The organism is Lysinibacillus sp. G1-3, assembly GCF_056322905.1.
The window spans coordinates 13,297-28,623 of sequence record NZ_JBWHYQ010000013.1 but is presented as its reverse complement, the minus strand read 5'-3'; the positions used below and the strand labels follow the sequence as shown (position 1 = coordinate 28,623).

At 39.7% G+C, this 15,327-nt stretch carries 19 protein-coding genes; 17 read left to right on the top strand and 2 right to left on the bottom strand.

Translation table 11 applies throughout. From position 1 onward, the window contains the following. Positions 1-26: 26 nt before the first annotated feature. The 17 genes from atpG (at position 27) to ACVYAD_RS14940 (ending at position 13,772) form a co-directional block, all read left to right on the top strand. Positions 27-884: an ATP synthase F1 subunit gamma gene (gene atpG, locus ACVYAD_RS15020; protein ID WP_323654277.1), complete on the top strand. Its 858-nt coding sequence runs from the start codon at positions 27-29 to the stop codon at positions 882-884. A gap of 49 nt (positions 885-933) precedes the next feature. Continuing rightward, positions 934-2,349 carry a F0F1 ATP synthase subunit beta gene (atpD, locus tag ACVYAD_RS15015; protein WP_323654278.1) on the top strand — a complete coding sequence of 472 codons (1,416 nt, stop codon included), beginning with the start codon at positions 934-936 and terminating at the stop codon, positions 2,347-2,349. 24 nt (positions 2,350-2,373) lie between these two features. Then, a complete protein-coding gene (locus ACVYAD_RS15010) occupies positions 2,374-2,781 on the top strand; it encodes a F0F1 ATP synthase subunit epsilon (protein ID WP_079559415.1) in 408 nt (135 codons plus the stop codon). An 86-nt stretch (positions 2,782-2,867) separates the two neighbouring features. After that, positions 2,868-3,107 carry a DUF1146 family protein gene (locus tag ACVYAD_RS15005; RefSeq protein WP_476427002.1) on the top strand — a complete coding sequence of 80 codons (240 nt, stop codon included), beginning with the start codon at positions 2,868-2,870 and terminating at the stop codon, positions 3,105-3,107. Between the two features lie 378 nt (positions 3,108-3,485). Next, entirely contained in the window at positions 3,486-4,799 is a 1,314-nt protein-coding gene (murA, locus tag ACVYAD_RS15000) for a UDP-N-acetylglucosamine 1-carboxyvinyltransferase (RefSeq protein WP_386829510.1), read from the top strand. A gap of 699 nt (positions 4,800-5,498) precedes the next feature. Further along, complete coding sequence (spoIID, locus tag ACVYAD_RS14995; protein ID WP_476427001.1) at positions 5,499-6,434, top strand: stage II sporulation protein D; 936 nt, start codon at positions 5,499-5,501, stop codon at positions 6,432-6,434. A 37-nt stretch (positions 6,435-6,471) separates the two neighbouring features. Continuing rightward, positions 6,472-7,137 (top strand): M23 family metallopeptidase, encoded by a 666-nt coding sequence (locus ACVYAD_RS14990; RefSeq protein WP_349660622.1) that lies wholly within the window; start codon positions 6,472-6,474, stop codon positions 7,135-7,137. Between the two features lie 290 nt (positions 7,138-7,427). Next, positions 7,428-7,688 (top strand): sporulation transcriptional regulator SpoIIID, encoded by a 261-nt coding sequence (locus ACVYAD_RS14985; protein WP_079559420.1) that lies wholly within the window; start codon positions 7,428-7,430, stop codon positions 7,686-7,688. 693 nt (positions 7,689-8,381) lie between these two features. Next, positions 8,382-9,377, top strand: a complete 996-nt coding sequence (gene mreB / locus ACVYAD_RS14980) for a rod shape-determining protein (RefSeq protein ID WP_079559421.1) — start codon at positions 8,382-8,384, stop codon at positions 9,375-9,377. Between the two features lie 21 nt (positions 9,378-9,398). Next, positions 9,399-10,232 (top strand): flagellar hook-basal body protein, encoded by an 834-nt coding sequence (locus ACVYAD_RS14975; RefSeq protein WP_349660621.1) that lies wholly within the window; start codon positions 9,399-9,401, stop codon positions 10,230-10,232. A 24-nt stretch (positions 10,233-10,256) separates the two neighbouring features. After that, positions 10,257-11,096 carry a flagellar hook-basal body protein gene (locus ACVYAD_RS14970; protein ID WP_349660620.1) on the top strand — a complete coding sequence of 280 codons (840 nt, stop codon included), beginning with the start codon at positions 10,257-10,259 and terminating at the stop codon, positions 11,094-11,096. Positions 11,097-11,143: 47 nt separating this feature from the next. After that, on the top strand, positions 11,144-11,428 hold the full coding sequence (locus ACVYAD_RS14965) for a DNA-directed RNA polymerase subunit beta (RefSeq protein ID WP_197139693.1): 285 nt from the start codon (positions 11,144-11,146) through the stop codon (positions 11,426-11,428). A 249-nt stretch (positions 11,429-11,677) separates the two neighbouring features. Next, on the top strand, positions 11,678-12,121 hold the full coding sequence (fabZ, locus tag ACVYAD_RS14960; protein ID WP_079559425.1) for a 3-hydroxyacyl-ACP dehydratase FabZ: 444 nt from the start codon (positions 11,678-11,680) through the stop codon (positions 12,119-12,121). 188 nt (positions 12,122-12,309) lie between these two features. Beyond that, positions 12,310-12,693 (top strand): hypothetical protein, encoded by a 384-nt coding sequence (locus ACVYAD_RS14955; protein WP_349660619.1) that lies wholly within the window; start codon positions 12,310-12,312, stop codon positions 12,691-12,693. Positions 12,694-12,803: 110 nt separating this feature from the next. Continuing rightward, the gene (locus ACVYAD_RS14950; RefSeq protein WP_476427000.1) at positions 12,804-13,151 is read left to right on the top strand and encodes a hypothetical protein; all 348 of its coding nucleotides are present in this window, start codon (positions 12,804-12,806) and stop codon (positions 13,149-13,151) included. Positions 13,152-13,258: 107 nt separating this feature from the next. Further along, positions 13,259-13,507, top strand: a complete 249-nt coding sequence (locus ACVYAD_RS14945) for a hypothetical protein (protein WP_476426999.1) — start codon at positions 13,259-13,261, stop codon at positions 13,505-13,507. Further along, entirely contained in the window at positions 13,401-13,772 is a 372-nt protein-coding gene (locus tag ACVYAD_RS14940) for a hypothetical protein (RefSeq protein WP_476426998.1), read from the top strand. Before ACVYAD_RS14945 ends, ACVYAD_RS14940 begins: the two co-directional genes overlap by 107 nt. Here the strand turns inward: ACVYAD_RS14940 and ACVYAD_RS14935 are convergent. Continuing rightward, entirely contained in the window at positions 13,759-14,739 is a 981-nt protein-coding gene (locus tag ACVYAD_RS14935; protein WP_476426997.1) for a nuclease-related domain-containing protein, read from the bottom strand. The genes ACVYAD_RS14940 and ACVYAD_RS14935 overlap by 14 nt on opposite strands. A 103-nt stretch (positions 14,740-14,842) precedes the next feature. Beyond that, positions 14,843-15,268 (bottom strand): YwpF family protein, encoded by a 426-nt coding sequence (locus tag ACVYAD_RS14930; RefSeq protein WP_079559428.1) that lies wholly within the window; start codon positions 15,266-15,268, stop codon positions 14,843-14,845. Positions 15,269-15,327 lie beyond the last annotated feature (59 nt).

Genomic DNA, 15,327 nt, shown 5'->3' with positions numbered 1-15,327 from the left:
AAAAAACAAAAGGTGGTGAAATACCAGTGGTAAACTTACGCGAAATAAAAGGTCGTATTAATTCTACAAAGAGTACGAAACAAATTACGAAAGCGATGCAGATGGTTTCTTCTTCAAAGTTACGTCGTGCAGAGCAAAACGCTAAAGCGTACGTTCCTTACATGGAAAAAATCCAGGACGTAGTAGGCGCGATCGCTTCAGGGACAAAAGACAGTGGACATCCAATGTTAACTGCTCGTCCTGTTAAGAAAACAGCTTACTTAGTCATTGGTTCTGACCGTGGTCTTGCAGGTGCTTACAACTCAAGTATCCTACGTCAAGTACAACGTACAATTGATGAGCGTCATAAATCGAAAGACGAATACGTGATTCTAGCGGTAGGTCGTGTTGTTCGTGACTACTTTGTGAAACGTGATCATAATGTCATCAGCGATGTTATCGGTCTTCCGGACCAACCATCATTTGCTGATATTAAAGAAATCGCTCGTAAAGCTGTTGGTATGTTCATTGACGGTACGTATGATGAACTTTATATGTACTACAATCACTTTGTCAGCGCTATTGCTAGCGAAGTGACAGAGAAAAAACTTCTTCCATTAACGGATCTTGCACCTGCTAGCAGTAATGCTTCTTACGAATTTGAGCCATCTGGTGAAGCAATTCTAGAAGTATTACTTCCACAATACGCGGAAAGCTTAGTTTACGGCGCATTATTAGATGGAAAAGCAAGTGAACATGCTTCTCGTATGACGGCTATGAAAAATGCAACTGATAATGCATCTGATCTTATTTCAGATCTTTCATTGCAATATAACCGTGCGCGTCAAGCGGCGATTACACAAGAAATTACAGAAATCGTTGGTGGAGCTGCAGCCTTAGAATAGGCCCAGCTTCCCAATGTCGTATAAGAATACGATAGGAGGATACACAGTAATGAATAAAGGACATGTTATTCAAGTAATGGGTCCAGTTGTTGACGTAAAATTTGACAATGGCCAATTACCAGCAATCTATAACTCATTAACAGTTAAGATTGAACGTCCTAATGAAGAACCAACAATTCTTGCATTAGAAGTTGCTCTTCATTTAGGTGATGATTCTGTTCGTACAATTGCAATGTCATCTACTGATGGCTTACAACGTGGAGCAGAAGTAACAGATTCAGGAAAAGCTATCTCAGTACCAGTTGGTGAAGTTACTTTAGGTCGTGTATTCAACGTACTAGGCGAAGTAATCGACTTAGGTGAAGAGATTCCAGCTGACGTTCGTCGTGATTCAATTCACCGCGAAGCGCCATCTTTCGATGAACTTTCAACTACAGTTGAAATTCTTGAAACAGGTATCAAAGTAGTAGACTTATTAGCACCATATATCAAAGGTGGTAAAATCGGTCTATTCGGTGGTGCCGGTGTAGGTAAAACTGTATTAATCCAAGAATTAATCAACAACATCGCACAAGAGCACTCAGGTATCTCTGTATTCGCTGGTGTAGGTGAGCGTACTCGTGAAGGGAACGACTTATTCTTCGAGATGAGCGATTCAGGCGTTATCAAGCAAACAGCGATGGTATTCGGTCAAATGAATGAGCCACCAGGTGCACGTATGCGTGTAGCTTTAACTGGTCTTACAATGGCAGAATACTTCCGTGATGAGCAAGGTGCTGACGTACTTTTATTCATCGACAATATCTTCCGTTTCACACAAGCAGGTTCTGAGGTTTCTGCCCTATTAGGTCGTATGCCTTCTGCGGTAGGTTACCAACCAACACTTGCAACTGAAATGGGTAAATTACAAGAACGTATCACATCTACTAACAAAGGTTCTGTAACTTCTATCCAAGCGATTTATGTACCAGCCGATGACTATACTGACCCGGCTCCAGCTACAACTTTCGCCCACTTAGATGCAACTACTAACCTTGAGCGTAAATTATCAGAAATGGGTATCTACCCTGCGGTTGACCCATTAGCTTCGACTTCTCGTGCTTTATCACCTGAAATCGTAGGCGCTGAGCACTACGCTATCGCTACTGGTGTACAACGTACAATCCAACGTTACCGTGAATTACAAGATATCATTGCTATCTTAGGTATGGATGAATTATCTGATGAAGATAAACAAACAGTAGAACGTGCTCGTCGTATTCAATTCTTCTTATCTCAAAACTTCCACGTTGCGGAGCAATTTACTGGTCAAAAAGGTTCTTATGTACCTGTTAAAGAAACTGTTCGCTCATTCAAGGAAATCCTTGATGGCAAATGGGATCACCTACCAGAAGATGCTTTCCGTCTAGTTGGTTCTATTGATGAAGTAGTTGAAAAAGCGAAAAGCATGGGCGTAGAGGTTTAATACTAGGGACGAGGAGGAAAAAATATGAAGACAGTTCAAGTCAATATTGTCACTCCCGACGGCCCAGTATACGATTCTGAAGTATCAATGGTAATCGCAAAAACAACTTCAGGAGAAATCGGTGTTCTTGCAGGCCATATTCCTATGGTCGCTCCACTTGCAATTGGTGCAGTGAAGCTTAAAAAAGAAGACGGTTCAACTGAACTTGTAGCTTTAAGCGGTGGTTTTATTGAAGTTCGCCCTGAAAAAATCTCAATTTTAGCGCCATCTGCTGAAATTGCTGAAAGCATCGATGTTAAACGTGCTAAAGAAGCCGTTAAACGTGCTGAAGGACGTCTTCAAGATAAACAAGATAACATTGATTTCAAACGTGCTGACCTAGCATTAAAACGTGCGTTGAATCGTATCAACGTTCATGAGGGTAATATCTAATTCAAATTTTAACGGGCAGATTCAACATCTGTCCGTTTTTTAACATTATTCCACAGTGGTTAGAGGAAGGAATATGGAGGAACAACATGGAATTATATAGGGCAGTAGGGCAGGAAGCTTTAATAGGTATTTTATCGCACATATTTTTTATCGCTATTACCTTTTATGCGCTACAAGCGTTTATGTTAGAAAAGATTTTTAAGAAGAATAAAGTATTTCAAGTCCAATTAATTTATATTTTATTAAGTGTGGCAATAGGATCAGCCGTTTCAAATTTCTTTCTCCAATTTTCAAATTGGTCTGGGAAGCTTCCGTATTTATTTTAAGAGGCCCTTACTACTTTTTATATGTTAGCTGTTGAATCTACATATTTCACAGGGCTTTATAACATAATTTATGTGGTCCTTTGAAATATGTAATAAAAGAAATTTGTGAGATTTCGGTTTTTGTTCACAAATCTTTGGGTATATATTAAAAATTTACGCTTATCTTCCATGTTATTGGTCATTCACAAAAAAAAAAATCATGCGTACAATAAATAAATAGCAAAATATTAAAAAATGACGTAAAATAGTGATTTGGACGCTTGAACGAGCGTAAGAAAAGTTGTACTATAAAGTTGTTTGTTTACTGATTATGACATTATACTTCTTTTTAAAATAAAATTTTGATAGGTTAATAGATTGAATTCGGAGGGACATAGGGTGGAAAAAATAATAGTGACTGGCGGCCAACAGCTACAGGGGAAAGTACGCGTAGAGGGCGCAAAAAATGCGGTGTTACCAATCCTAGCAGCAGCTTTACTTGCTTCTAAAGGAGAAAATGTAATTAAGGAAGTCCCTAACTTAGCAGACGTCTTTACTATAAATGAAGTACTAAAAAGTCTAAATGCGGCTGTTACATATATACCTGAGGATAATACAGTATATATCGACACAACAAAAGAACTTTCTAGTGAAGCTCAATTTGAATATGTAAGTAAAATGCGTGCATCGATTTTAGTGATGGGTTCTTTACTTGCTCGAAATGGTTATGCTCGTGTTGCTTTACCTGGGGGCTGTGCAATCGGTTCTCGTCCAATTGAGTTACATTTAAAGGGCTTTGAGGCTATGGGAGCAAAAATCTCGTTTGGTCATGGTTTTGTAGAGGCAAAGGCAGATGGACGTTTAAAAGGCGCAAATGTGTATTTGGACTTCCCTAGCGTTGGGGCAACTGAAAATATCATGACTGCTGCAGCGTTAGCGCAAGGAACGACTGTAATTGAAAATGCAGCGAAAGAGCCTGAAATTGTAGATCTTGCAAACTTCATTAATAATATGGGTGGTCGTGTTATCGGAGCAGGTACGAATACAATTCGTATCGAAGGAGTCGATACATTATATGGAACAGAGCATCATATTATTCCTGACCGTATTGAAGCTGGTACATTTATGGTTGCAGCAGCAATTACAAAAGGTGATGTAACGATTGAAAATGCGGTTCCTGAGCATATGACAGCATTAATTGCAAAGATGCGTGAAATGGGTGTAGAAATCACTGAGCTAGATGAAGGAATCCGCGTACGCGCTCCTAAACCATTAAAAGCTGTTGATATTAAAACTATGCCACATCCAGGCTTCCCAACAGATATGCAATCTCAAATGATGGCCTTGATGTTAACTGCTGAAGGTACGAGTATTATTACGGAAACGGTTTTTGAAAATCGTTTTATGCATGTTGAGGAGTTCCGTCGCATGAATGCCGGCGCTAAAATAGAAGGACGTTCTGTGTTTATCGAAGGGCCAATAGATCTTCAGGGTGCTGAAGTAATGGCGACTGATTTACGAGCTGCGGCTGCACTAATTTTAGCTGGCCTTGTATCTGAAGGTGTGACTAGAGTTACAAAACTTCATCACTTAGATCGTGGTTATGTTGATTTCCACGGCAAATTGGCTTCACTTGGCGCACAAATTGAACGTGTACCAGTAGAGGACGTTATCGTTGAAGAAAAAACAACTGTAGAATTACCAACAAACTAAATAGATTTCCCAACCCTTTGCTTAAGAGCAAAGGGTTTTTTCTTTATAGTTTAATCCACGCTGACGATAGTGAAGCAGCAATAGGAAGATTTTTTAGTAATCATTAGATGGAAAGAGGACTAAACCTGTCTTAACGGTGACAATGTAGCTGCTAAAAGAAGAGTATTTCTACCATTTAAGAGGATGTTAGTTGCTATTTAGCGTTTTTAAAACGTATGTCAAGTTATAAGTTGATTGGAGTGGAGGCTGGGCGACTCCTTGGGGATTAGCGATAGAGGAACGAAGGCTAAAAGCATCACATCCTGTGATAACGCCTTCGTGACCAACATCGGTGCTGTTGCTGTCGCTGCGCTTTCGCACAAACAAAACCAAACCCTCTGCTGCCGCTTCGCTTTCGCGCAAAAAACATCTGTTGGCCCAAGATCCTGGAGCGAAGCGGGTGTTTTCTGTGCGAAAGCGTAGTGGTAACGTAGCGGCAGCACCAAAAGCGGCTCAGCGGACGCCCCCAGGAAGCTTTGCTCTGTGCGAAAGCGTAGTGGTAACGTAGCGGCAGCAATTGTTTTAACTGTGCGAAAGCGTAGCGACAGCAACAACAAAGCGCCCAGCCGAAACGGAAATCAACTTCACATTATGGTTATAAGAGATTTTTAAGAGAGCCCTCAATCGCATATTTTGAAAAGTTTCAGCATATTATTCCTTATGAAAAAATGGATAATGAGTATAGGCATAATTTGTTTGACTGGAGCATTATATATGCTTCCTGTGGCATTTGGTGAGAGACGTACGGTTGAGGATGCGCCTACAACAACAGAACAAGCTTGTGAAATCTTCATAGAAGTGGAGGGACAACCGGAGAAAATCCCTTTAGAAACGTATGTGACTGGTGTGGTAGCTGCAGAAATGCCTGTTTCATTTAAAAAAGAAGCTTTAAAGGCACAGGCTATTGCTGCAAGAACTTACGCGTTGAAATCGACAAATTACGGTAAAATAGCTATCGCTCCTACTGTTGCTAGACAAGTTTTTTACAATAAGGAACAAAGAAAAGAGAATTGGACTAGCAATTTCCCGGGGAATGAAAAGAAAATTGTCGAGGCTATTAACGAAACGAAAGGACAAGTTCTTCTATATAATAATGAATTAATTACGGCAATGTTTCACTCTACTAGTAATGGGAAAACAGAAAGTGCCTACGGTTTTAGTGGCAATGAGGTACCCTATTTACAAAGCGTCGCGAGTAATACGGATCAATCATCACCAAAGTTTGCAGCGATGAAAGAATGGACATTGGCTGAGTGGAATGCATTGTGGCCTGTTAAATGGCAGGCAAATGATTTCAACCGTGTACAGTTCTTTTTAAATGATTCAGGACGTGTTGAGCGCATGCAGTTAGGGAAAAATATATGGTCAGGGCGAGAGGTTCGAACACTTTTGGGAATAGCATCAACAGACTTTAAAATCTCATATAATTCCACTGCTGGAAAAGTGTTGGTGAGCACGAAAGGATACGGGCATGGGGTAGGGATGAGTCAATATGGAGCAGATGCTATGGCAAGCGATGGGAAAACTGCTGCCGAAATTTTACACTACTATTATCAAGATATTGAGATAAAAAAGATAGATGCATGTTTAAAATAACTTCTAGTTGTTCACACTGCAACTAGAGGTGATGAAAATGAGAGAGGATAAAAATAGTAAAACTTCTCAAAATCAAGATGAAAAAGTTCAATTACAGAAGAAACCATGGTTTTGGCCAGCTGTTTACGCTGGTGGAGCTCTAATGCTAGCAGGTATACTACTTGGTTACAATAGTCTTGTATCAAAAGTAGAAGAGGCTCCATTACCAGAAGTAGCAGAAGTAGATTCAGGTCCTGTAGTTGAAACTAATGCAAGAACAGAAAATATGAAGTACCCGTTCAAGGAAGCAAATCTTAATAAAATTCAAGTTTCACAAGAGTTTTATGATGTAGAGGCAAATGCTGAGTCACGTGAAAAAGCACTAATGGTATTTAATCAAACATTTACGACATCTTCTGGTATTTCTCTTTCTATGAATGGTGAAGAATTCGAAGTACTTGCTGCTTTAAGCGGTAAAGTAAAACAAGTAAAGCTTGACGCATTTACAGGTAATAAAATTGTGATCGAGCACGCAAATGGTAAGGAAACACAGTATAGCTCTGTAAAAGACATTGCTGTCAAAGAAGGCGATGAGGTAACACAAGGTCAAGCACTAGGAAAAGCGACTGACAATGAGTGGAACCAAGCAGCTGGCATTCACTTGCATTTCGAAGTACTTGAAAACGGAAAATATATTAATCCGAAAAAATTACTAGGCTTTTAACCTACTTCAGCGGCTGCTGAAATAGAGGAATTTATGCCCAACAACGTGCCTATTATCAATTATGCCGAGGTATAATTGATAATAGGCCATTTTGTTTTCTTCTAAACAATGAAAATGATCATTTTCTATGTAAGAAACGAATACTAAAAAATGCATAAAAAATCAGTATTTTATCGTGAAAATGTAAAATGTGTTCTGAACAGCTTTGTCCTCACATAATGTGAAGAAATGCGCAGACGTGCATCTGATGCCAACGCCATTTGTGAATTTGTGTGGAAAGGACGAAGAACGTGCACGAGCACATTCGGAAGCGCTGTATACGCCTCGGTGAATTATTGATTGAGACGCGTGAGACTGTGCGTGTCCTCGCGAAAATGACAGGTTATTCAAAAAGTACGGTGCATAAAGATTTAACAGAGCGACTGCCAACAATTCATGAAGGATTAGCTGAGCAAGTAAAGGAAATACTCGCCTACCATAAGGCCGTACGTCATATTCGCGGAGGAGAGGCAACGAAAAACAAGTGGAAAGAAAGAGCGAGTCATGAATGATTCGTTCTTTTTTAAAATGCAAAGGACAAGCTAGATACATATTTCCATTTCCTCATAAATAGCTGCTCACAATAACGAGGGGTTGATTTCCGTTCCAACTGGGCGCTTTGTTGCTGCCGCTACGCTTTCGCACAGTTAAAAACAATTGTTGTTGCTGCCGCTACGCTTTCGCACAGTTAAAAACAATTGTTGTTGCTGCCGCTACGCTTTCGCACAGTTAAAAACAATTGTTGTTGCTGTCGCTACGCTTTCGCACAGATAAAACAATTGCTGCCGCTACGCTTTCGCACAGAGCAAAGCTTCCTGGGGGCGTTGGGGCAACAGGATGTTGGTCACGAAGGCGTTATCACAGGACGTGATGCTTTTAGCCTTCGTTCCTCTACCCGCTTCACTCGCGTTGCTCGCTGCAGGGTCTCATCTGTGACGCTAATCCCCAAGGAGTCGCCCAGTCTCCACTTCAATCTCACATAACGTTTGTTAAAAAATTACATTTTAAACTATTTGATGATGGACCTTGAAAAAATTGTTTAACAATTTCTTCTTTTCATGAAGTGTTCATATAATTAAAAGGAATGAAGTTCTATTCACTAAAATTAGGTGAAATTACCAATAGGTTGTGATAGAATATTCTAGATAAACAGATAAAAATGAACGTTTTTGTAGTTGGAAATGGCGGGAAGGAGAAATTATAAAATGTTTTCGAAAGATATTGGCATTGACTTAGGAACTGCGAACGTATTAATACACGTTAAAGGTAAAGGAATCGTCTTAAATGAACCATCTGTTGTGGCGATTGATAAAAAAACAAATAAAGTATTAGCTGTGGGGGAAGAGGCTCGCCAAATGGTAGGTCGTACGCCTGGTAACATTACTGCAATTCGCCCACTACGAGATGGGGTCATTGCGGATTTTGATGTTACAGAAGCCATGCTAAGACATTTCATCAATAAGTTAAATGTAAAAGGATTTTTAGCTAAGCCACGTATTTTAATTTGCTGTCCAACGAACATTACTAGTGTTGAGCAAAAGGCTATCCGTGAAGCCGCAGAAAAATCAGGTGGAAAAAAAGTATACTTAGAAGAAGAACCAAAAGTGGCTGCAATCGGTGCAGGCATGGATATATTCCAACCTAGCGGCAATATGGTAGTCGATATTGGCGGCGGAACAACAGATGTTGCAGTCTTATCAATGGGTGATATTGTAACGAGTGAGTCCATTAAGGTAGCCGGAGACATTTTTGATAATGATATTTTGCAATATATTAAAAAAGAATACAAATTACTAATTGGTGAACGTACTGCAGAAGCCATTAAAATTACAATCGGTACAGTCTTTAAAGGTAGCCGAAACGATTCAATGGATATTCGTGGTCGAGACATGGTGACAGGTTTACCGCGTACAATAACAATTCATTCTGAAGAGATTGAACGTGCCTTACATGAATCGGTTGCTATGATTGTTCAATCTGCAAAAAATGTTTTAGAAAAAACGCCACCAGAGTTATCAGCTGATATTATTGATCGTGGGGTCATTATTACTGGCGGTGGTGCTTTACTACACGGTATGGACCAACTATTAATCGAAGAATTAAAGGTACCTGTGTTCATTGCTGAACAACCTATGGATTGTGTAGCAATTGGTACAGGAATTATGCTTGAAAATATTGATCGAGTTCCCGCATCCTTATAAAAAGATAATGAGGTGAGTCCTTTGTTTAAAGGGTTTTATACAGTTGCAACTGGTATGATTGCACAACAAAGACGAACAGAATTACTAAGTAATAATTTATCAAATGCGAATACACCAGGATTTAAAGCAGACCAATCAACAATTCGGTCATTTCCTGACATGCTCATGTCAAGTGTAGGAAAAACGAATGCACCTGCTAATCAGCAAGCGGGTTCTCAATATATGAGCCAAGTTGGCGCATTAAATACAGGGATTTATATGCAAGAAACATTGCCAAATTACATACAAGGCCAAATCTATAGCACTGATTTCACGACAGATATGGCTTTGATCGATGGAAACTTACCGCAAAATGCAGATGGTACTACCGGATCTATTTTCTTCCGTTTAGCACATCCAGAAGGCGGAGAAGCATATACACGAAACGGGAATTTCACATTAGATGGTCAAGGCTATTTAGTAAATCCACAAGGACTGTATGTGTTATCAGACAGAGGCCAACGCATTCAGCTACCGAATGATGATTTCCGCTTAGATGAGAACGGAGCAATTTATGTTAATGATCAGCAAGTAGCTCGTGTTGGCGTATCATATGCAACGAATCCGAACATGCTACGTAAACAGGATAATGGTTTAATTCGAACAGAAAACGGTGAGAACTTACCGACAGCTTACGGTGCCAATGGCGTATCCTTTACACTGCGTCAAAATTATCTAGAGGGCTCAAACGTTGATTCTAGTCGCACAATGACCGATTTAATGACAGCATATCGCGCTTTCGAGGCTAACCAAAAAGTGTTACAAGCTTATGATCGCAGTATGGAAAAAGCTGCTAATGAAATCGGGAAAGTTTAATAGGCGAATAGGAGGCGTTTGATCATGCTACGTACAATGATGACTGCAACAAACACAATGGGGCAATTACAAAATAGACTAGATACAATTAGTAATAACATTGCCAATAGTAATACACAGGGCTATAAATCAAAAGAAGCTACATTTAATGAATTGCTTTATCAGCAATTTAACAATGACAAGCAAGATCGTGCTGATCGACAATCACCTGTTGGTATCCGTTACGGTTCAGGTGCAATGCTTGGACAAATCCAATCTAATCAAAAACAAGGTTCTCTACAAACAACAAGTCGAGATCTTGATTTAGCTTTTACAAAAGCAAAACAATATTTCAATATTTTAATGCCAGATGGTGAAAATGGCACAAAAACAGTGTATACTCGTCAAGGTGACTTTTATTTATCACCATTAAATAATGGAACAGTAATGGTTGTAACTGCAGATGGATATCCATTGGCAAACGAAAACGGGCAAGCTATTACATTACCGGATAATGTAAAAAGTTTCGCGATTCGTGATGGGGGCGTATTAGAGGCATCATATCCAAATGGAGATTTTATTCGTACTAATGTAGGGGTGACAGAGTTCCAAAAGCCACAGCTTATGGAGGACATTTCTGGATCCTATGTTGGATTGCCGAATAACCTAGCTCAGTTAGGATATACGCAAGCTGAAGTTGTCACTAATTTACAAGGTGCAAATCGTCAGCAAATTGGTATGCAGAACGGTGTGCTAGAAATGTCGAATGTAAATCTTTCAAAGGAAATGACGGATTTAATTCAAACACAGCGTTCTTATCAATTCAATGCAAGAACTGTCACTTTAGCAGATCAAATGCTTGGGCTCATTAATGGTATTCGATAGTAAATCCATAATTACTGTTTAGTAAGGAATGAAGAGGAGTACAATTTATGACAAACGATTCAAGTCGAGGTTCTATGCAAACAAAAGAAACCGATACGCCACCAGAAGAGAAGGAACACGGCTCAAATGGAGAGCAACGAGAGGTTCGATGGGTGCAAATACGGCTGATTCCGATTTGGCTACGCGTTGTACTTATTATCATCTTAGTTGTTGTTGCCGCAATTTTAGGTACAATAATTGGCTATAGTGTAATTGGACAAGGTAAAGCCATGGACGTTTTCAAACCAGAAACATGGCAGCATATATTTGATATTATGAATGGTAAAGAATAATAATATTCTTTACCATACTTTGTTTTACATAATTATTTATGTAATGGTTTATAACATTTACTGAATGAAGATTATAGTCTCCGGCGGATGTTACATAATTTTTTTGTAGGCACCATTCAAAATCCGGACACTTTGTTTATCTGTAGCGAAAGCAAAGCGACAGCGGCAAATGTTTTCTGCGCGAAAGTAAAGCGACAGCGGCAATTACGCCAAGGCGAATTGATATTAAGCATTCAAGGGGGAAAAGAAATGTTAACAGCAGAACAAATTCAAGCAATTTTACCACATCGTTATCCTTTTTTATTCGTTGATCGTATCGTTGAATTAGAAGAAGGTAAGCGTGCAGTCGGTTTAAAAAATGTCTCTATGAACGAGGACTTTTTTAATGGGCATTTCCCTGGCTATCCAGTAATGCCTGGGGTTTTAATTGTAGAGGCACTAGCACAAGTTGGTGGCGTAGCATTATTAAACGCAGAGGAATTCAAAGGTCGTCTAGCTTTCTTGACGGGTATTGATAACTGTCGTTTCAAGCGCCAAGTAGTACCGGGAGATCAACTTCGATTAGAAGTAGAGTTCGTGAAACTACGTGGAGTTATGGGCAAAGGTCACGGTGTGGCGACAGTTGATGGGGAACTAGTATGTGAAGCGGATATTTTATTCGCTATTGGACCTGCACAACCAAAACAGGTGTAATTTGCAATTATAGGCTAAAAGATTTAAAATAATTATATCGAAAATTGTCTTAACTGTTAATCTTCTAATAGTTTATTAGAGGGAGTACAATTAAAGGTATTACGGTATTTTATAAAAATGCAATGGCGCTATATGTGATTGTGAATAATACATGTAGTTTTGTTTTTAAACGTAGGAGGATTATATAGATGTATAAGGAATTGTCTTCAGGTGTTAAAATTAGCATTACGCGTTCGATTTCAACATCTTTTGAATCATACTTAGCAAGTATTGATTGGAAAGAGGAGCGTTTTTCTATGGAAGACTTCATTGCTAGCTGGCAAACTTATTTTCAAGAAAATGCCGCATGGATCGAAAAAATCCCAGCAGATGTTTTGATGAATACTGAATTCCATGAAGAGATGGCGCAGAAAATCGACGAAGTAATTGCAAAAATTTTAAATGAAGAACCAACAGCTAAACAAATTGAAACAATTGAGGCCTTGCAAAAAGAGCTAGGTACAAGTTATAGCTACAACTGTAAAGCAGAAGCAGCATACATTGAACAATTGTTAAAAGAAAAACAAAAATAGTTTGTAAAAAAATCGGATAGTTCCCTCCTTTCCCGGGCAATCTATGTAGGATCACAAATACATACATTTGTATTTGATGACATAGCACCGGAGGAAGGAGGTTTTTTCATATGTGGAGAATGTCATTTTTGGCAATTATTCTTGCTGCATTATTCCTTGGAGGTTGTAACTGGGGAAATAGAGCTGTAGAAGATAGACCAGCGGACGTTAACAATGACGTTAAGAACGACGTTCGCCGAGGAGCTGACAGAGTAGAAGACGCATTAGATCCATCACGAAACGGCGATTACGATCGTGACGTTAATGATGCTAACCGTAACAATATTCTTCCAGAATCTACAACACCAGGTACAACGACAACACCAGGAACTGTAACACCAGGTACAACAACGACACCAGGAACAAATACTACTGGTGAAGTTAAAGAAAAGATCGTTGAAGAGAAAGTTACGCGATAATTTGAAAAGGAGTGTTTCCAACCAATGGAACACTCTTTTTTTATTTCAAATCGCTTTGATGAAGGGTGTGTGATCTTTTTCTTTTTACACAATTATATGGGCTTAATTTGAATACCCGCGGAAGAGAAGCAAATACCCGCGGAAGGAGTAAATCCCGCGGAAGGGACGTGAATACCCGCGGAAGAGAAGCGAATACCCGCGGAAGGGGAGCAAATACCCGCGGAAGGAGGAAATACCCGCGGAAGGGACGTGAATACCCGCGGAAGGGAAGCGAATACCCGCGGAAGAGAAGCGAATACCCGCGGAAGAAAAGCAAATACCCGCGGAAGGAGGAAATACCCGCGGAAGGGACGTGAATACCCGCGGAAGAGAAGCGAATACCCGCGGAAGGGAAGCAAATACCCGCGGAAGGGAAGCAAATACCCGCGGAAGAGAAGCAAATACCCGCGGAAGGAGGAAATACCCGCGGAAGGGGAGCAAATATCCGCGGAAGAGAAGCAAATACCCGCGGAAGGGGAGCAAATACCCGCGGAGGAGAAACACCCCCCGCGAAAGATAAGAAATCCCCACAAAGTGGAAGCAAAACCACTCTCCCACACGTACCCCCTCAAGAAGATCTGAAAAACGGCTTCATATAGTCCACCAAATTCTCAGGTAATTGGTAAACGCGATTTTTATAAGAACCTGTATAGGGAAATTGAAATTTTCTAAGTAAACGATTGGCAGCATCACTGGAATGAATATTGAAAAATTCTCGTAACTGTTTGTTGGTAATGGTCGGTCCAACTAAGTATCGATAATCTTGTAAGGCTTCAGCGAAAATTTCTACGCTTGCATAGTGGCAGTATGAACATTTCCAAATCCCACGAGCAAAATGCATTTGGGATTTGTATTGGCATTTTGGACAAAGCACGCCTTGTCGGAATCGTGAAGAATCAAGAGAAGCCGGAATTTTCGATGGCTGATGTCGACTGAGAAGTTGTTGAGCAATTTGTGTTAGCTGTTCTTCGCTTAAAATAGTTTGTGTATATTTTTTAAATAGGGATTGAAGATGTTTTTGAAGTCCTGAAACATGGAAAATAGGGATTGTGTTTGGATGACTTGCTATGATAGCGGAGGGGTTAGAAATAACAACTGCGCCCTCGATGGGGAGAGAATAGTTTTGGCAAATAACTTTAAGAAATTGCATATGTCGTTGCGTCTGAGTAAGTGCATTTGGAAATCCTTCAACAGTACCATCTGGCTTTGTACGAATACACTGATGAGTAGTTTCGTCAAAATCAAGGCGACCGTTAATATTTTTAATTTCAATTACTAGCATAAAATTCTGGCAAATGAAGAGTGTATCGAGTTGATGTGAATGCTGTGCCGTATTCATCAGAATTAAATTATGTAATACTAAAAAAGTATAGGGACATATTAATTCAAGCCATTCACGGTCAACTCTCCTTTCACCAGCAAAGCCGGCATCGAATCGTCGAAATTGCTCATTATAATAATCAAAATCAGGGTCCTCATCGAACAACCGCCGCTTTAAAGCCTCAAGCCACAGTAATTTTACGGGCTTTTTCCTAATAGCAATAGTCAAGTATAGTTACCTCCTCTAATTTTTACATCGTATTGTACCTTAAAATTTATACCTGTCCAATAAAAAATAACGATGCAAACACATTTGCATCGTTAAATGAAGTTCAATCATTTTTTAGTTTTGGTCGTTCTTTCATATCGTGTGAGAAGCGGTCCAATAACTTATCTAAAGTGACACCCTCAGCTAGCAATTCGGCAAGCAATTGTTCGGCATATTTCGAGCGTTTTATCTTGAGCTTCCCTTTTAGCAGGACAGAGATGTGCTCGCCAATTTCTTGAACTGTATGTACGGCAACCTGGAAAGGAGCAGGCTCATTATCTGGAAATGAAATAACTGCACGTACATTAAAGACAGTAGCATTCGCTAAAAGTTCATCAAAAGTTGAACGATATTGTCGGTCCATAAACAGCTCAAGAATCCAAGATTGATGGCTATTTTCCTGGTTAATAATAATACCATCGACTAAAGGGAAAGGTTGCTTGCCCTCTTTTGTGACAAGGTCAAAGGAAAGCATCTTAAATGTTTTCATTATGTAATATCCTCCTAAGTCGGTCATCCTTTTTAGTATAACATATTCAATTAGCCCTG